The 16,837-nt window shown below is 50.3% G+C and carries 19 protein-coding genes, 1 tRNA gene and 2 rRNA genes; 20 read left to right on the top strand and 2 right to left on the bottom strand.

Annotated features, from left to right (window positions below):
* From EV294_RS27205 to EV294_RS27125, 18 genes are all read left to right on the top strand, one after another.
* Positions 1–93: ribosomal RNA gene (locus EV294_RS27205) — 23S ribosomal RNA — on the top strand; the annotation flags it as partial.
* A gap of 128 nt (positions 94–221) precedes the next feature.
* Positions 222–338: ribosomal RNA gene (rrf, locus tag EV294_RS27200) — 5S ribosomal RNA — on the top strand.
* A 125-nt stretch (positions 339–463) separates the two neighbouring features.
* Positions 464–1,645 (top strand): GNAT family N-acetyltransferase, encoded by a 1,182-nt coding sequence (locus EV294_RS27195; RefSeq protein WP_132312690.1) that lies wholly within the window; start codon positions 464–466, stop codon positions 1,643–1,645.
* A gap of 166 nt (positions 1,646–1,811) precedes the next feature.
* Positions 1,812–3,269, top strand: coding sequence for an IMP dehydrogenase (guaB, locus tag EV294_RS27190; protein WP_132312688.1), 1,458 nt, complete (start codon positions 1,812–1,814; stop codon positions 3,267–3,269).
* Between the two features lie 369 nt (positions 3,270–3,638).
* Positions 3,639–4,841, top strand: coding sequence for a D-alanyl-D-alanine carboxypeptidase family protein (locus tag EV294_RS27185; RefSeq protein WP_243711816.1), 1,203 nt, complete (start codon positions 3,639–3,641; stop codon positions 4,839–4,841).
* Positions 4,842–5,019: 178 nt separating this feature from the next.
* Positions 5,020–5,901 carry a pyridoxal 5'-phosphate synthase lyase subunit PdxS gene (gene pdxS, locus EV294_RS27180; protein WP_127497766.1) on the top strand — a complete coding sequence of 294 codons (882 nt, stop codon included), beginning with the start codon at positions 5,020–5,022 and terminating at the stop codon, positions 5,899–5,901.
* Positions 5,902–5,933: 32 nt separating this feature from the next.
* Positions 5,934–6,524 (top strand): pyridoxal 5'-phosphate synthase glutaminase subunit PdxT, encoded by a 591-nt coding sequence (gene pdxT / locus EV294_RS27175; protein ID WP_132312684.1) that lies wholly within the window; start codon positions 5,934–5,936, stop codon positions 6,522–6,524.
* A 36-nt stretch (positions 6,525–6,560) separates the two neighbouring features.
* Positions 6,561–7,844 carry a serine--tRNA ligase gene (gene serS, locus EV294_RS27170; RefSeq protein WP_132312682.1) on the top strand — a complete coding sequence of 428 codons (1,284 nt, stop codon included), beginning with the start codon at positions 6,561–6,563 and terminating at the stop codon, positions 7,842–7,844.
* A gap of 79 nt (positions 7,845–7,923) precedes the next feature.
* Positions 7,924–8,012 (top strand) — tRNA-Ser (locus EV294_RS27165).
* Between the two features lie 246 nt (positions 8,013–8,258).
* Positions 8,259–8,603 carry a hypothetical protein gene (locus EV294_RS27160; protein ID WP_132312680.1) on the top strand — a complete coding sequence of 115 codons (345 nt, stop codon included), beginning with the start codon at positions 8,259–8,261 and terminating at the stop codon, positions 8,601–8,603.
* A 12-nt stretch (positions 8,604–8,615) separates the two neighbouring features.
* Positions 8,616–8,792 carry a hypothetical protein gene (locus EV294_RS30495; protein ID WP_165930826.1) on the top strand — a complete coding sequence of 59 codons (177 nt, stop codon included), beginning with the start codon at positions 8,616–8,618 and terminating at the stop codon, positions 8,790–8,792.
* Positions 8,793–8,815: 23 nt separating this feature from the next.
* Positions 8,816–8,968, top strand: a complete 153-nt coding sequence (locus tag EV294_RS27155) for a small acid-soluble spore protein P (protein WP_132312678.1) — start codon at positions 8,816–8,818, stop codon at positions 8,966–8,968.
* 128 nt (positions 8,969–9,096) lie between these two features.
* Entirely contained in the window at positions 9,097–10,155 is a 1,059-nt protein-coding gene (locus tag EV294_RS27150) for a hypothetical protein (RefSeq protein WP_132312676.1), read from the top strand.
* 22 nt (positions 10,156–10,177) lie between these two features.
* Positions 10,178–10,903, top strand: coding sequence for a DsbA family oxidoreductase (locus EV294_RS27145; protein ID WP_132312674.1), 726 nt, complete (start codon positions 10,178–10,180; stop codon positions 10,901–10,903).
* Positions 10,904–10,945: 42 nt separating this feature from the next.
* The gene (locus EV294_RS27140; RefSeq protein WP_132312672.1) at positions 10,946–11,371 is read left to right on the top strand and encodes a NucA/NucB deoxyribonuclease domain-containing protein; all 426 of its coding nucleotides are present in this window, start codon (positions 10,946–10,948) and stop codon (positions 11,369–11,371) included.
* A 200-nt stretch (positions 11,372–11,571) separates the two neighbouring features.
* On the top strand, positions 11,572–12,339 hold the full coding sequence (locus tag EV294_RS27135) for a glycosyltransferase family 2 protein (RefSeq protein ID WP_132312670.1): 768 nt from the start codon (positions 11,572–11,574) through the stop codon (positions 12,337–12,339).
* A 103-nt stretch (positions 12,340–12,442) separates the two neighbouring features.
* Entirely contained in the window at positions 12,443–13,225 is a 783-nt protein-coding gene (locus EV294_RS27130; RefSeq protein WP_132312668.1) for a methionine ABC transporter ATP-binding protein, read from the top strand.
* A 22-nt stretch (positions 13,226–13,247) separates the two neighbouring features.
* On the top strand, positions 13,248–13,880 hold the full coding sequence (locus tag EV294_RS27125; RefSeq protein WP_132312712.1) for a methionine ABC transporter permease: 633 nt from the start codon (positions 13,248–13,250) through the stop codon (positions 13,878–13,880).
* On the opposite strand, the gene EV294_RS27120 is transcribed toward EV294_RS27125, so the two are convergent.
* The gene (locus EV294_RS27120) at positions 13,881–14,399 is read right to left on the bottom strand and encodes a DinB family protein (protein WP_132312666.1); all 519 of its coding nucleotides are present in this window, start codon (positions 14,397–14,399) and stop codon (positions 13,881–13,883) included.
* Positions 14,400–14,774: 375 nt separating this feature from the next.
* Positions 14,775–15,041, bottom strand: a complete 267-nt coding sequence (locus EV294_RS27115) for a zinc ribbon domain-containing protein (RefSeq protein ID WP_165930825.1) — start codon at positions 15,039–15,041, stop codon at positions 14,775–14,777.
* A 228-nt stretch (positions 15,042–15,269) separates the two neighbouring features.
* On the opposite strand from EV294_RS27115, the gene EV294_RS27110 reads away from it, so the two are divergent.
* Entirely contained in the window at positions 15,270–15,995 is a 726-nt protein-coding gene (locus EV294_RS27110) for an MBL fold metallo-hydrolase (RefSeq protein WP_132312662.1), read from the top strand.
* 108 nt (positions 15,996–16,103) lie between these two features.
* Positions 16,104–16,835, top strand: a complete 732-nt coding sequence (locus EV294_RS27105; protein ID WP_132312660.1) for an SDR family oxidoreductase — start codon at positions 16,104–16,106, stop codon at positions 16,833–16,835.
* Positions 16,836–16,837: the final 2 nt, after the last annotated feature.

Raw genomic sequence — 16,837 nt, 5'->3', positions numbered from 1 at the left:
GACCCCTTGAAGACGACGAGGTTGATAGGTTCGGGGTGGAAGCACAGCAATGTGTGGAGCTGACGAATACTAATCGGTCGAGGGCTTATCCTAAAGGATACCCCACAAAGTGAAGCAAATGCTTCGGAGTTACTTCCGAGTACTTTGCGGGGGCCCCATAAATGAACTTAAGGAATTCAAACTTTCGCATCCAGTTTTCAAGGCGCAAAAAACGCCTTACGTTTGGTGGCGATGGCGGAGGGGAACCACGCGTTCCCATACCGAACACGACCGTTAAGCCCTCCAGCGCCGATGGTACTTGGACCGCAGGGTCCTGGGAGAGTAGGACGTCGCCAAGCAATGAAAGAGCCTGCCGCATTTCGCGGCAGGTTTTTTTGTGTTTATTGTTTTCTAACATTGCCCTAGCTTCTCTTGCTATGCCATAATGTGAATGTTTACAGGCCAATTTGAGAGGAGTCTGGTTATGACCAAGGAAACAAGATTGCTTACAATGGATCAATTCGAGGATATGATTGAATTAAGTCAGTTCGCATTTCAATACGAAATTCCGGCTGCTAAGCTGGCAGAATCACAGGAGCGCTTTGAACGGGAGGAAACGGATCGCTGGGGGATCTACATAGATGGCAAGCTTGCAGCTCAGCTGGCCATCCTTGACTTATATACCTATATTGGAGATAAGCGATTTGCCATGGGCGGCATTGCAGGGGTATCTACTTGGCCTGAGTTCAGACGTCAGGGCTTAGTTGCTGAGCTGCTGCATCACTCACTCGAAAAGATGAAAGAGAAGGGGCAAACGTTATCTTTTCTCCATCCTTTTTCGATTGGCTTTTACCGCAAGTTCGGCTGGGAGGTATACACGGATCTTAAGACATACCGGATCGATGTGAACCAGCTGCCGGCAAGATCGCCGTACAACGGAACGATCAAACGCGTGGAGCAGAGTTACGAGCTGTTGAATCCGATCTATAACGCTTATGCCAAGCAGGTGAATGGGGCCTTGGACCGCTCGGCAGCCTGGTGGAATTACAGGATTGCGTCGCGCAAAAAGGGGCAGACCTGCGTCTTCTTTGACAGCGCCGGAAAAGCGCAAGGTTATGTCATTTATGAGGTGAAGAACAGAGAGCTGTTCGTTCACGAATTGGTCGATTTGACCGATGAGGCGCGCCGCGCTATATGGTCGTTCCTTGGTCAGCACGATTCCATGATTGACCGGCTTGAGATTAAGGTCGCTACAGACGACGGGCTTGCTTACTTGCTCCATAATCCTCGGATAAAGCAAGAGATCGAGCCATACTTTATGGCCCGGATTGTGGATGCGGAAGCATTCCTTAAGGAATATCCATTTGAGGCCGGCAACGAAGAATCCTTCTTGTTCAATATTCAGGATGAGCATGCGGCTTGGAACAATGGACAGTTCGAGGTTCGTATCGACGCCGATGGCACAGCGAATGTACAACGGTTATCGGGAGAGACTAACAAGGCATCCATTCGGACAGGAATCGGATCCTTGGCTGCGATACTGACCGGTTATAAACGTCCGACAGAGCTGCTTCGTTACGGACTCATTCAAGGCGAAAGCCAACTAGCGGAGCAATTGGAGAGAAGAATTCCGCTACGAACAACGTTCCTGCCTGACTTTTTCTAAAGCGCTAACAACGACATTGCCTATAACTGGGTGTAAAAAGGCTTACTTTCCTGCATAAGGGAACCGTTCCACTCATAAACCTAACATCCTTGACAGCCCCTAACCCCTCTGATAATATTGCAATAATATGCGTGAGAGGTATCAAAATTAAGGGAGGAACTTACTCGTGTGGGAAACGAAATTCGCCAAAGAAGGCCTGACATTCGATGATGTACTGCTCGTACCGCGGAAATCTGTTGTGTTGCCTCGTGAATCGGACGTATCTACAAAACTTAGCGAAGGCATCAAGCTGAACATTCCGCTGATCAGCGCAGGGATGGACACTGTTACGGAGTCTGCTTTGGCGATTGCTATAGCTCGTGAGGGCGGAGTCGGCATTATTCATAAAAATATGTCGGTTGCTCAGCAGGCAGAAGAAGTTGATCGTGTTAAACGTTCGGAGAGCGGCGTTATTACAAATCCATTCTCGTTGACACCTGATCATCATGTTTATGATGCTGAAGAACTGATGGGCAAATACCGTATTTCCGGTGTGCCGATCGTAGACAACGAACAGAAGCTGGTTGGTATTTTGACAAACCGTGACCTGCGTTTCGTTCATGATTACTCGATTAAAATCAACGAAGTGATGACTCGTACGGATCTTGTAACGGCACCTGTCGGAACAACTTTGCAAGAAGCAGAGGGCCTTCTGCAAAAGCATAAGATCGAGAAGCTTCCTCTCGTTGACGAGAACAATACGCTTAAAGGTCTCATTACCATTAAAGACATTGAAAAAGCAATTCAATTCCCTAATGCGGCGAAAGACAAGCATGGTCGTCTGCTTTGCGGAGCTGCAGTTGGTATCGGTAAAGACACGGCTGACCGCGCAGATGCACTCGTACAAGCTGGTATCGACGTATTGGTTGTTGACTCGGCGCATGGTCATCATATTAACATTATTGAAGCGGTTCGCAAGCTGCGTGCTAAGTATCCGGATCTTACGATCATCGCGGGTAACGTAGCAACGGGCGAAGCAACTCGTGACTTGATTGAAGCAGGCGCATCCGTTGTTAAAGTGGGCATCGGTCCTGGCTCGATTTGTACGACACGTGTTATCGCCGGTATTGGCGTACCGCAAATTACAGCTATCTACGATTGTGCTACTGTGGCTCGGGAATATAATGTACCAGTCATTGCAGACGGCGGCATCAAATATTCCGGCGACATTACAAAAGCAATTGCCGCAGGCGCAAGCGCGATCATGATCGGCAGCTTGTTCGCGGGTACAGCTGAAAGCCCGGGCGAAACGGAAATTTTCCAAGGCCGGAGCTTTAAAGTATACCGCGGCATGGGCTCGCTTGGCGCTATGAAAGAAGGCAGTAAGGACCGTTACTTCCAAGAGAACGAGAGCAAGCTTGTTCCGGAAGGTATTGAAGGACGCGTTCCGTTCAAAGGTCCTCTTGCCGATACCGTTCATCAACTGCTTGGCGGACTTCGTTCCGGCATGGGCTATTGCGGCACTAAAAATCTGGATGAACTGCGCAACGATACGCAATTCATCCGGATTACAGGCTCCGGTCTTCGCGAGAGCCATCCGCATGACGTTCAAATTACAAAAGAAGCTCCAAACTACTCGCTGTAATAACCCGACCACGGGAAAAAGCAGACAAGGACTTAGCGACTATACGGCTAGGTCTCTTGTCTGCTTTTTTGATATGGCTGCTTACGCTTGCTAGATAAGATTTTTTTAATCTGCACCATGTAATATACATAACGGCCAGTCGAAAATACGATTCAACCTCCATAAGACTGAGAAAATGACTCTATTTATGCCAGAAAGTAGAATCCCCCGCATCGGTTTAACTCTACCTATCCCATGTGTTACAATGAAATTCAAACGACTTAGGGATGAAAAGGGGAGAAAACGTTGAAAGTATTGCCGGTAAGATTACGGTCACTAGTAGTAGCATTTGTTGCAGGTTTAGTAGCATTATCATTAGGGACGTCCTCGGTGAATGCAGCAGGTACGCCGGGCGGCGAATGGGTGGAAAACTCCCTTGGCCTTGAGTTAAGTTCAGCCATCTTAATCGACGCCGACACGGGCCAGGTTGTATATGAAGTAAATGCGGACGAGCCCCGTCCTCCTGCAAGTATGACCAAGATGATGACCGAATACATCGTTCTTGAGCAAATTAAAAGCAAGGCGCTTAATTGGGACGAAATGATTACGGTCAGCGAAGAAGCTGCCAATACGCCTAAAGACGGTTCGCAGGTTTATCTGGCACAGGGCGAGCAATATAAGGTGAAAGATCTTTATATGGCTATGGCCGTAGGCTCCGCGAATGATGCGACAATCGCTTTGGCTTCCGCTATCGGCGGCAGCGAGCAAGGCTTTGTGGAAAAAATGAATGAAACGGCTCAAAAACTAGGACTTACTTCCGCTCATTATACAAGCGCAACCGGTTTGGCTGATACAACCGTGATTTCGGCGAGAGACCAGGCAAAGCTGGCTCAAATCATTATTAAGAATGATCCGGAATTTCTGGAGTATGCTTCGACGACCGAATACAAATTCCGTCCTCGCGATGACAAACCGATCGTAAATATTAACTGGATGCTTGCTGCCAACAAGAGCAACACTTATCTGAAGGCTTTTGCTTACGACGGCGTTGACGGCATGAAAACGGGCTATATCTCCGCGGCAGGTTATACGTTTACGGGCACAGTGAAACGCGGCGACCAGCGTTATATTAGCGTTGTTATGAACACGAAGTCGAAAGAAGCGCGTTTCAACGAAACGGCGAAGCTGTACAACTACGCTTTCAACTCCTTGGAGAAGAAAACGGTTATTCCGGCTAAATCCGTGGTAGAAAAAGCAGAATCGGTTAAAATTAAAAAAGGTGTGAAAAAATCGGTGCCGATTATTACGGAATCCGATATTTCGCTTATTGTGAAAAAAGGTACGGAGCCGAAGGTCGAGCTTACCGGCTATGAGCTTAAGAAACCGGAGGAGCTTGTTGCTCCGATTAAAGCAGGTCAAGTGGTAGGTACGGCAACGTACAAATATACCGATGAACAAGGCAAAGCGCTGGAGAAAACGGTCAATCTGATTGCCAGCAAAGACGTGAAGAAGGCAAGCTGGTTCGCCTTGATGTTCCGCGGAATCGGAGGCTTCTTCTCCGGTCTGTTCAACGGTATCGTCGATTTGTTCTAATCCGGCGCCCGACATGCTCTAAAGCGTGGCAGCCAAGGCAAATCAAGGGTTGTCGATTAATGGCCCTTCCTGTAAAATAAATGGTTAGAGTAAGCGGCGAGCTTCAACCTAAATAAGTCATTAAGCGCTTAGCCCCCTTAGCGGGGGCTGCGCTCCATTTTAAGGAGGATTTCTAAGCATGGAAACAGGTACTTCGCGCGTAAAACGCGGTATGGCAGAAATGCAAAAAGGCGGCGTCATCATGGACGTTATGAACGCCGAGCAAGCGAAAATTGCGGAAGCAGCAGGCGCAACTGCCGTTATGGCACTGGAACGCGTACCTTCTGACATTCGCGCAGCAGGCGGCGTAGCCCGTATGGCTGACCCTACAATCGTGGAAGAAGTTATGAAAGTGGTATCGATTCCGGTTATGGCGAAAGCCCGTATCGGTCATATCGTGGAAGCACGCGTTCTCGAATCGATGGGCGTTGACTACATCGACGAATCCGAAGTACTGACTCCTGCGGACGAGGTATTCCATATCAGCAAGAACGAATTCACCGTACCTTTCGTATGCGGTGCGAAGGATCTGGGCGAGGCTCTTCGCCGTATCCAGGAAGGCGCGGCTATGCTTCGCACAAAAGGCGAGCCGGGAACAGGCAACATCGTTGAAGCCGTTCGTCACCTTCGCTTGATCAACGGTCAAATCCGTAAAGTACAAAACCTGTCCAAGGACGAGCTGTACAACGAAGCCAAAGTTCTGGGCGTTCCATACGATCTGCTTCTGCAAGTTCATGAGAGCGGCAAGCTGCCGGTCGTTAACTTTGCGGCAGGCGGCGTTGCAACTCCGTCTGACGCGGCACTCATGATGGAGCTGGGCGCTGACGGCGTATTCGTAGGCTCCGGTATCTTCAAATCGGATAGCCCGGAGAAATTCGCTCGCGCAATCGTTGAAGCAACTACGCATTACAAAGACTACAAGCTGATCGCGGAAGTATCCAAAAACCTGGGCACTCCGATGAAAGGCATTGAAATTTCGAAGCTGCAAGCAGCTGAGCGTATGCAGGACCGCGGTCTGTAAGAAGCGGTATCTATAGAAAGGCGTGTAGGCTAATGAAAATTGGTGTACTGGCGCTTCAAGGCGCAGTAGCGGAGCATATACGCAGTTTGGAGGCGGCGGGCGCGGAAGCGGTCGCCGTTAAACGAATTGAAGAGCTTGCTGAGCTCGACGGTATCGTCATTCCAGGCGGCGAAAGCACAACAATCGGCAAGCTGATCCGCAAGTACGACTTCCTCGAGGCTCTTAAGGAGTTCTCGCAGCAAGGCAAGCCGTTATTCGGAACCTGTGCCGGTCTTATTATTCTGGCAAACAAAATTGAAGGTCAAGAGGACGCGCATCTGCAGCTGATGGATATGGTTGTAGCGCGTAACGCCTTTGGCCGCCAGCGTGAAAGCTTCGAGACGGATTTGCCGATTCAAGGAATTGATGAACCGATTCGTGCGGTGTTCATCCGTGCTCCTCTCATTAAAGAAGTTGGCAGCAGCGTTGAGGTATTGTCCGTATACAACGATGAGATTGTAGCCGCAAGACAAGGGCATCTGCTCGCTTGCTCCTTCCATCCAGAGCTTACGGACGATTACCGTCTGCATGCTTATTTTGTCGACATGGTGAAAGAAGCAGCAGCTAAAACAAGTACGAAGTAAAATACTTCGTAAAGCATTAGAGAGGGGTCAACTGTCGTGTTGGACGTGAAATGGCTACGTAACGAATATGAGCAGGTGGAGAAGGCGTTGAAGAACCGTAACGCTTCGCTCGACCTTATTTCCGGTTTTCCGGAGCTGGACGTTAAGCGCCGCGCTCTGCTCGTTGAAACAGATAATTTGAAAACCCGCCGTAATACGGTATCGCAGGAAGTGGCGAAGCTGAAGAAATCCGGCGGCGACGCGGATGCGCTGATTATTGAAATGCGCGAAGTAGGCGACCGGATCAAGGAGCTGGATGAGGAAATCCGCACCGTTGAAGCGCAAGTGGAAGAGCTTATGTTGGCTATCCCGAATCTTCCTCACGAAAGCGTTCCGGTTGGCTCTTCGGAAGAGGATAATGTCGAAATTCGACGCAACGGCGAGCAAACAACGTTTGACTTCGAGCCGAAGGCTCACTGGGACCTTGCGCAAGATCTGGGCATCCTCGACTTTGAGCGCGCAGGCAAAGTAACGGGCTCGCGTTTTACCTTCTACCGCGGCCTTGGCGCTCGTCTGGAGCGTGCGCTGATCAGCTTCATGATGGACCTGCACAGCGATCAGCACGGTTACGAAGAGGTGCTGCCGCCTTACCTGGTTAACCGCGACAGCCTGATCGGTACGGGTCAGCTGCCGAAGTTCGAAGAGGATCTGTTTAAGATCAGCGATTCGGACTATTTTCTTATTCCGACGGCTGAAGTTCCGGTAACGAACCTTCACCGGGAAGAAATCCTGTCGATCGACGAGCTGCCGAAGTATTTCGTTGCTTACAGCTCATGCTTCCGCTCGGAGGCAGGCGCGGCTGGCCGCGACACGCGTGGTTTGATCCGCCAGCATCAGTTCAATAAAGTCGAGCTGATTAAGCTCGCGAAGCCCGAAGAATCTTACGACGAGCTGGAGAAAATGACGGCGAATGCAGAGAAAGTGCTGCAGCTGCTTGGTCTTCCGTATCGTGTTCTAACGCTCTGTACGGGCGATATGGGCTTTACGGCCGCGAAGACCTACGATCTTGAAGTATGGCTGCCTAGCGCAGGCACATACCGCGAGATTTCGTCCTGCTCCAACGTAGAGGACTTCCAGGCACGCCGCGCAGGCATCCGTTTCCGGCGCGACGTTAAGAGCAAGCCCGAGTTCGTGCATACGCTGAACGGTTCGGGTCTGGCTGTAGGCCGTACGTTTGCAGCTATTCTCGAGAACTACCAGCAAGCCGACGGCACGATTGTGGTACCGGAGGTGCTTCGCCCTTACATGGGCGGCCTGGAAAAAATCGGTCCGCGTTCGTAATTAATTTGCCATGGGTCAAAAATGCAGTTGATTCTGGTTTTTGGCCTGTGGTACAATAACTTTTGTCAGTTCTTTATATGGAGAGGTACCGAAGCGGTCATAACGGGGCGGTCTTGAAAACCGTTAGGGTGCAAGCCCACGTGGGTTCGAGTCCCACCCTCTCCGCCAGTTTTATAAACAGCATACATAACGCACGTCCAAGACTTTTGAATTGGGCGTTTTTTGTTTTTCATCTGGGGATAACTTTAAGATCCGTATTTGTGTACTTGTGAATAAACCCTTGCTGGACCTTATACACAGCGTTGTGAATAAAGGGGAGAATATGTGGATAAGTCTGTGGATAAGATGAATGCCACCGCCGAATAATTCGAATGGCATTGCCGCATCTTAAAGGTTGTGGAGGTGCTTTTACAAATGGCTAATGATAAACTTCAAATTGATCAGAATCAGCTTGTAGCCGCATGGCAGCGTACTTTGCCGGAATGGATCAAGGATGCGGACAAATGCGAGGTTCTCGCCGATGAGTCGGATCCTAACGCATTCCGCGTCACGATCATTACGGCAGGACATCAGGCTTACTCCTTTGACTTCAAGGTATGTTATGTGGACAGCCGCGAAGTAAAGGTTGAAGTGGTCGACGTGGCTAAGAATAACGTTTCCATTGATGAACGTACCGATCCGATGCAGCAATTAATCCAGGACTACACTCGTCACCTGCATGAATGCGCGCAAGCCCTTCATCAGCTGACACACGCGTAGGAGGGACCGTCCATGACCAAGGCAAAAGGCTCGCTCGACAAAAACCTGTCGAACGTAATCGACGATCTGGCTAAAACGCCGGTGAACAGCCATCAAGCTCAGCAGCTCAATCAGGATGTAAATGACCGGCGCCATCAGGATGCGCTTAATCATGATCAACCGACAGATTTGCATCATCAGCGCAGTTAACCTTCTATAGGAGGCGTTAAGCAATGAGCAAACCCGATTCTTACCCGGTTCAGGAAGGACAGGAGAACGGCGGCAGACAGCAACGCAGCCGCGGGCAGCAGCAGCAGCCCCTTTCCGGTTCCAAAAAGGTAAAGCAAAGAAATCATGTTCGGCATAATAACCCCGAGGGTTCATGAACTTCATAAATTCGATTGGACAAAACCCGTTCCGGCTAACCGGAACGGGTTTTTGCTGCATTTATCTTCTAAATGGTCAGGCGTTGTTATAGAATGAAGGTATTGTACATAAAGGGGGACGAACCAATTTGAAAATGGTACAGCGGATGGCTTACGTTGCGCTTATTGCCGTTCTACTCGTTATTGCCGGGTGCAGCTCCGGAGACGCACCGCCTAAGCAGGCATTTCAAGATGCCATGAAAAATATGGAAAAGTTGGATAGCTACTCGGCTAAAATGTCTCTTGGTATAGATAATCTTGAATTACCCGCAAGTACGGGACAAAACGGAATCGATATGACTTCGGTTATTACCGGTATGATGAAAGGCGCTAAGCTGGATATTAAGATGGTCTACGCGAAGGAATCTAAGCGTACGGATATGGAGCTGAATCTCCAATTATCCGGAGCAACGATTACGATCCCGATGATTATGACAGGCGAGAAGCTGTTCATGAAACTTCCGGCTTTGCCGATGTTGCAGCTTCCGGAATCGGCAGCGAATAAATTCGTGGAGCTGGATTTGAAGGAGCTGGCGCAGCAGCAAGGTACGGCGGCAACAACGCTGGATGCCGCCGCCCAGCAGCAATTGGTGCGGGAGCTTGGCGCGGTCGTACTTAAGCATTTCGACGAGAAAACCTATTTCAGCAGCGTGAAGGCCAAGGATGCCGGCGTGCCGGAAGATGTAAAAGCCGAGCAGGTGGTCCGGTTCAAGCTGGATGAGAGCAATTACAAGTCATCCGTTGAGACCATTGTCAACGAAATGGTTCCGGAATTGCTGACGGTGATCGCTTCGAATGAATCCTATCTGCAGGCGCTTCAGAAGTCCAAGGAAGATGTCGAGAAGATGAAGACGGACTGGGAAGCAGATAAGACGGCCAAGATCGATTATTTGAACCAGAACGTGAAAGTTAACGAGTTGTCCGTTACGGGCGCAATCAATGAGGATAAGATGCTGGCGTATCAGGCTGGAAAAGTAAACGTTGAGCTGACGGACAAGGATACCGGCGGTACGACTAAAGTAAATGTTCATTATGACATGACTTACAGCGATTTGAACGGCAACCCGAAATTCCTCTATGAGGTGCCGACGGATGCCGTGAAATTCGAAGATCTGATGAAGCAAATGCAGCTTCCGCTGGGACTATAATTAATAAGGGATGGTGTTCGTTATGAAAATTGAAGTATGGTCCGATTTTGCTTGTCCGTTTTGTTATATTGGCAAACGCCGCTTGGAGCAGGCGCTTAGCGAATTCGAGCATGGCGATCAGGTAGAGGTGGAATTCAGAAGCTTCGAGCTTGATCCAAACGCTCCTGTCGAGATTGGTTATGACGTATACGATTATTTGTCGAACAAATACGGCATGTCCCGTGAGCAGGCGATTTCCAACAACGTTCAACTGACGCAGCAGGCAAAGACGCTTGGGCTGGATTACCGGTTCGATACAATGATTCTCACCAATACGTTTGACGCGCATCAGCTGACTCATTTCGCAGCCAAGTACGGCAAACGGGAAGAGATGGCAGAGCGCCTGTTCAAAGCTTATTTTACCGATTCCAAGCATCTTGGACGCAAAGAAGTATTAGCCGACCTGGCCGCCGAAATCGGACTGGACCGCGAAGAAGCGCTGAAAGCTCTGGAAGAGGGCACTTACAAGCAGGAAGTACGCTCTAACGAACAGGAAGCCGGACAGCTTGGCGTACGCGGCGTACCATTCTTCGTCATTGACCGCAAATACGCGGTTTCCGGCGCCCAGCCAAGCGAGGTATTCCTGCAGGCGGTATCGAAGGCGTGGGAGGAAAATAAGCCGCTTACCGTTATTGGCGGAGACAGCGGACAGAGCGGAGCGGATGATGCCTGCGTTGACGGGGTTTGCGCTCCCAAATCCGATAAATAACGGAATTTAGCTTGCCGAATTGCAGCAGGGGGTTACTTAGCTTTGAAGAAACTACTCGCCATTATAGCAGTGGCCATTGTGATCTATGTCGTACCTCATTTAGACGATTGGCAGGGGCAGCTTTCAACAGAGCCTGCTTCATTAAGCAGCTATACCTTGGAGTTCCCGGCTGACCGATATCCGGAGACGGCAGAGCATATCCGAGAAGCCATGGCTTCGGGGGAATCCAAGATTTGTACGATTGACCGGGAGAATGCCGAGGAGAACCGCAAGGAATCGCTCAAGGATATTCCGGCCAAAAAGGGCTATGACCGCGATGAATGGCCGATGGCGATGTGCAAGGAAGGCGGAGAAGGTGCCGATATCGCGTATATCGCTCCATCCGACAATCGCGGAGCCGGTGCTTGGGTTAGCAACCAGCTCGATACGTTCCCGGACGGAACCCGGGTGGAATTTATAGTGAAGTAATGAATAGGCCTTTGCAAGCGCGGCTGACGCGTCTGCAAGGGCCTTATTTTATTCGAATGATAAATCAGGGCTGTTGTCCGTCGATATTGGGGCAGGCACGCATATACTATCGGTATCGTTGCCGGAAAGGGGAGCACAGCGGCCAATACGCCCGAATGCCATGCCTCTTTCCACAACATTAATAGGAGGTTGCGAAAGCGATGAGCGCTGCAGACGCAAGAGGCGTCACGATTATTACATCCACCATGCGCCCCCAGCTGATGAATCAAATCTTTCAGAATTATGCCCGTCAGGATTGGAGCAATAAAGAGCTTATTATCATTGTGAATAAGGATAACGCCGGGCTCCAGCCCTATCAGAACAAGGCGAAAGCTTATTCGAATGTAAGAGTCTTCCGGATGCCGGAGAGCTCGAAGCTTGGCGCCTGTCTCAATTACGGGGCTTCGCTCGCCAAACATGACTATATTGCCAAATTCGACGATGATGATTACTACGGCGCCAATTACATTCCTGAAGCGCTGTCCATGTTCCAGACCAGCAAGGCGGATATTGTCGGAAAACTGGAGATATATTATTTTTTCCCGCACCGCTCGACCTTAATGCTGCGCAAAAGGAGTGCATCCTGGTATGCTCCGGTCAGCAAGGTTGCCGGTGCGACGATTATGTTCCATAAGCGGGTGCTGGAGAAGGTGTCCTTCAACACCAAAGTCCGCCAGGGCTCGGACGTACGGTTTATTAAAGGAGCGCTGAACCATAAGTTCCGCGTCTATACGACATCGCCCTATAACTTTGCTGCTATGCGAAGAGCGGACCGCAGCTCTCATACGTGGAAAATTACAGACAGGAATCTGCTGAATTCCAAGGGGGCAATCATAACCAGAACCACTCAATATCGGAAGCGTGTAAATCGCAGCATGCAGCAGCTCCATGGAATAGGGCTCCGCAGGCCGAGTACGAACGCGCAATAAAGAGCGGACAGCTAGGCCTCTTGCCTGAGAGGCTTAGCTTGCCCTTGACTGCCGATGTTTGCTACCATAAGGGCAAGTTCACGGAGATAAGTAGGAGAAACCCATGATTACGTATAGAGAAGTCAGCAAAAGCTATAAAGCCGGAAGGCAGTGGGTGGAGGCGGTCAAGCCTACCTCGCTGCATATAGAGAAGGGGCAGATACAAGGGATCATTGGGTTCAGCGGAGCGGGTAAATCCACCTTGCTTCGAATGGCCAATCTGCTCGAGGTGCCAACGGCCGGAGAGGTTTATATAGATGGACAAGAGCTTACGGGGCTAAGCGCGGGAGAGCTGCGGGAGGCTAGACGATCGATTGGAATGATATTTCAGCATTATAATTTGCTTAGCAACGAGACTTGCGCCGCTAACGTGGAATTCGTGCTCAAGACAGCGAAGCTCCCTTCCAGAGAGCGGAAGAGAAGAGTGGAGGAATGCCTTGAGATCGTTGGACTGGCGGATAAATCGAGGCAGTACCCGGCTCAGCTGAGCGGCGGGCAGAAGCAGCGGGTGGCGATCGCCAGGGCTCTTGCGAATAATCCGAAGGTGCTGCTGTGCGATGAGCCTACTTCGGCGCTTGATCCGGTTACGACCTTGTCGATCCTCGAATTCCTGGAGAAAATCAACCGGGAGCTTCAAGTGACGATCATGCTCGTGACGCATGAGATTCAGGTGGCCAAGCGCTTATGCAGCCATATTGCGGTCATGGAGAACGGGCAGATAACGGAACGGCTGGATATGAGTCTTTCCAGGGTTAAGCCGGCAACGCCGCTGGGGCAGTTCTTATTCGATACCGCCGAAGGAGCTTCCTCTTCCCTGTGGCAGAGAGGGGAGGGTTACCGTGGATAGCGTTCTGGCTTTAAAATCGGAGATGATCAGAGCGATCCAGCAGACCTTCACGATGGTCTCCATTTCGGTCGCTGCAGCGGTCGTTATCGGCCTGCCAATCGGCATACTCCTGTTCCTTACGGCACCCGGCCATCTGCGGTCTAACCGCCCGTTATACGGCATTGTCAGTTATGCGGTGAATCTGGTTCGGTCTTTCCCGTTCCTTATATTGCTCGTAGCCCTGATACCATTCTCCAGGATGATCGTGGGAACTGCGATTGGACCGCTTGCAGCTTCCGTATCGTTGTCGGTAGCGGCTATTCCGTTCTACGCGCGGCTGGTGGAGCAAAGCCTGCGGGATGTGCCTAATGGGGTTATTGAAGCTGCAGTAGCCTCCGGAGCGCCGTTGACGCATATCATATGGGGGGTTCTGTTATCCGAAGCCCGCCCGGGACTGGTATCCGGCCTTACGGTAACGATCATCAGCTTTATCTCGTATTCGGCCGCGGCGGGTACCGTCGGGGGCGGAGGCATCGGAGATTTGGCGATACGCTATGGGTATCAGCGGTTTGATACCGAGGTTATGGCGGCGTGTATCGTGATTCTGGTTATTCTCGTTCAGCTTGTCCAATGGACAGGCAGCTTCGCTGCCTCCCGGCTGGACAAGCGCAAATAATTAGCCGTTCAAGTAACGCTCGTGGATAATCGAGAGATGATTCCGCTCATGTCCATACATGATATATGCGATTGCGCGAGCGGTTAATTGCGATTTGTTGGCAAATCCGGAGCGGGCGAAAGCTTCCGCCGGCAGCTGCCTGAGCAGAATGATCGTTGCTTGGCGCACGGCATTATAATTCTCGAGAAGATCCGCAACGGTGAGCGCGCTGAACGGGTTGCCTTCCATGTAAGCGTCTTGGTCGAAGCCCGGAAGCGGGGTTTGGTCGCCTCTTGCAATGCGGAGCAGACGATAGCTCATAATGCGCTCCGTATCCGTCACGTGACCCAATACTTCTTTTAGCGACCACTTGCCTTCGCCATAGCGGTAATCCGCTTGTTCTGCGGATAAGGCGGCGTAGATGCGATTTGTTTCCGCCTGCTGTTCTTCTAATAAAGCAATTAAATTCCCTTCGGGTACAAGGCCGATGTAACGAGTGAAAAACTCGTTGTATTCGCCTGCTTGCGGACGTTCGAGCATGAATGGCACCTCCTTAGAATTAATTGGAGTATACCGCCTGCGGTGGTGGTTTTCAATAGAAAAGAGGAGCCCTTTTACAGGCCCCTCCTCCGACGGTGTGTTGTTTGAATGAGACTTTACATATCACACTTCACGTATCGATCACTCGGGCACGGCTTACTCACGAACCGTTAGGGCGGAACGTGTTAAGCACGCGGTTGGATGTACTCTGCGGCACAACCCCTCGCTTCCATCGTTATAAGTGGCTAGTTAAGATCCCTCAGCAGTTCTTGCACCGAATAGGCCAATGGAACCACACCTCACTTACACCGTCACAAGTATTATGGTCGGGTCGGGCGATTGTTATGCGCGACGTGTAAAGAAATTGTAAATCCGTTAGTCCGAATCCCTTAATGCCAATCCGCAATTGGCGCATGCTCTATCCGACTTATGAACGAGATGTCCGCAGCCCGGGCAATTCTCATGCTCCTCACCGCCTGCGGTCTGTGGCTGTTCGACCGTTTTGCCGACCAGATGATCCCGGATTTCCTGAATGTTTCTGGCCATCGCTGAATTGTCGATAGCGCTTTGAATAACTTCGTGCAGGATCCAGTAGGCGAAAAAGGCTGCCAATAAACCGAATATAATCATTACGACGATCATGTTAAACCTCCATGGCATTGACTTGGTTAAAATTTACAACCAGTATACCATGGGTTCCTCGTCCATAAACCCGTATTCATCGGGAATGCCGAGACAAATCCTTTTAGACATATTTTACTGCGAAATCCAGCTTTGACAACGGTGAATGAGGACGATTTGACGCGCGGCTATGGGGAGATCTATACTCTACTCGTATGTTAAAGGCTCATTTGAAACGGAGGCATTACTATGCGGATTGCAGATGGTATTGAGATGTTGGAGCTTGATTTGGGGCCGATGACAGTCTGTCCGACGGTTATATACGACAAGGATGAATGGGTGCTGGTCGATACTGGCATGCCGGGTTCGGCCTCAATCATTATAGAGCTTGCCAAGCAGGCGGGCATCGGCGAACGGAAATTGAATACGATCCTTCTGACTCATCAGGATCTTGATCACATCGGGGGGCTTCCGGGCTTTAAAGCGGACAATCCTGAGCTTGTCGTCTACGCCCATGAGGATGATCGGGCCGTTATCGACGGCAGGAAGCCGATGCTTAAGGCATCGCCGGAAAGAATAGCGGGTCTGCTTGGGGCGCTGCCTGAAACTGCCCGCAGCCAGTTTGAAGCGACTTTCATACATCCAACAGGCGCAAACGTAAACCGGTCAATGGCGGATGGAGAAAATCTGCCGTTTGCCGGCGGGATTACGGTTATCCACACGCCGGGCCATACGCCGGGTCATGTGAGCCTCTATCATCGGCCAAGCAAGACGTTGATCGCAGGCGATGCGATGGTTGTGGAGAAAGGACAATTGAATGGCCCTAGAGAAGCGGTAACGCCTGATATGGCAACCGCGCTTCAGTCGCTGAAGAAGCTCCAGGATTTCGAGATCGAAACGGTCATCTGCTATCATGGCGGAGTGTTTAAAGGCGATGTACGGAACCGTATCGCCGCGTTGACGGAAGGTTTATAAAAAGCAAATAAAAAGCAAATAAAAAGCGCGCAAGCTCATCAGGGCCATTTGCGCGCTTTTTATTATTTCTACGCGATAGCTGGATTTTGAGAATATTCTGTAGTTTATGTGTCCGGAAGAAGTTTACGAGATAATGCTGCACTCCCAGGCAGTATTGATCAGACTGTCGAGGAAATTCTAAAAAACGGCGGAAAGGCTTACGCATGTCGTTGCGATCATACCAGTGACGAGGATACGCAAGCTTTGATCGAGAGAATCCGAAAGGAGCAAGGGCGACTCCATATCCTTGTGAATAACGTTTGGGGACTGCATGACTTGGAAGTAAATTTACAACCCAAACCATTCTGGGAATATCCACTGAATATGTGGGATGCGATGTTTCAAATCGGAGTACGGGCACATATAGCGACAAACCATTACGCGATACCGCTTATGTTGGAGTCTGATTCCGGTTTGATCGTCCATACCACCTTCCGGGATCAGGATAAGTATTTGGGAACTTTCTATTACGACCTGGCCAAGAATACGACTAACCGATTAGTGTTTGGATTAGCTCACGATTTCAAAAACGCCAAGATAACGGTGGTGGCTGTCTCCCCTGGATGGATGAGAACAGAACTTGTATTAAAGAATTTCACTACAGACGAAGATCACTGGAAGGAGGTTGAGGCTCTAGAGCATACGGAGTCCCCGTATTATATTGGGCGTGCTGTGACCGCCTTGGCAGGGGATGAAAATGTGCAGCTTAAAAACGGAACGGTGCTTCAAGTTGGCGATCTTGCACAGGAATACGGCTTCACGGATATCGATGGTCGATTCATTCCCCCTTTTCGAATATAAAT

This window comes from Paenibacillus sp. BK033 (assembly GCF_004345425.1).
Classification (GTDB): domain Bacteria; phylum Bacillota; class Bacilli; order Paenibacillales; family Paenibacillaceae; genus Pristimantibacillus.
This window is presented reverse-complemented; position numbering and strand designations above follow the sequence as displayed.

Excerpts from the sequence above, each read along its gene's own strand:
- pdxT (WP_132312684.1), top strand. The coding sequence starts at position 5,934 with ATGAAAATTGGTGTACTGGCGCTTCAAGGCGCAGTAGCGGAGCATATA.
- EV294_RS30495 (WP_165930826.1), top strand. The coding sequence starts at position 8,616 with ATGACCAAGGCAAAAGGCTCGCTCGACAAAAACCTGTCGAACGTAATC.
- EV294_RS27135 (WP_132312670.1), top strand. The coding sequence starts at position 11,572 with ATGAGCGCTGCAGACGCAAGAGGCGTCACGATTATTACATCCACCATG.
- EV294_RS27195 (WP_132312690.1), top strand. The coding sequence starts at position 464 with ATGACCAAGGAAACAAGATTGCTTACAATGGATCAATTCGAGGATATG.
- EV294_RS27145 (WP_132312674.1), top strand. The coding sequence starts at position 10,178 with ATGAAAATTGAAGTATGGTCCGATTTTGCTTGTCCGTTTTGTTATATT.
- EV294_RS27155 (WP_132312678.1), top strand. The coding sequence starts at position 8,816 with ATGAGCAAACCCGATTCTTACCCGGTTCAGGAAGGACAGGAGAACGGC.
- EV294_RS27130 (WP_132312668.1), top strand. The coding sequence starts at position 12,443 with ATGATTACGTATAGAGAAGTCAGCAAAAGCTATAAAGCCGGAAGGCAG.
- pdxS (WP_127497766.1), top strand. The coding sequence starts at position 5,020 with ATGGAAACAGGTACTTCGCGCGTAAAACGCGGTATGGCAGAAATGCAA.
- EV294_RS27160 (WP_132312680.1), top strand. The coding sequence starts at position 8,259 with ATGGCTAATGATAAACTTCAAATTGATCAGAATCAGCTTGTAGCCGCA.
- EV294_RS27125 (WP_132312712.1), top strand. The coding sequence starts at position 13,248 with ATGATCAGAGCGATCCAGCAGACCTTCACGATGGTCTCCATTTCGGTC.
- EV294_RS27115 (WP_165930825.1), bottom strand. The coding sequence starts at position 15,041 with ATGATCGTCGTAATGATTATATTCGGTTTATTGGCAGCCTTTTTCGCC.
- EV294_RS27120 (WP_132312666.1), bottom strand. The coding sequence starts at position 14,399 with ATGCTCGAACGTCCGCAAGCAGGCGAATACAACGAGTTTTTCACTCGT.
- EV294_RS27110 (WP_132312662.1), top strand. The coding sequence starts at position 15,270 with ATGCGGATTGCAGATGGTATTGAGATGTTGGAGCTTGATTTGGGGCCG.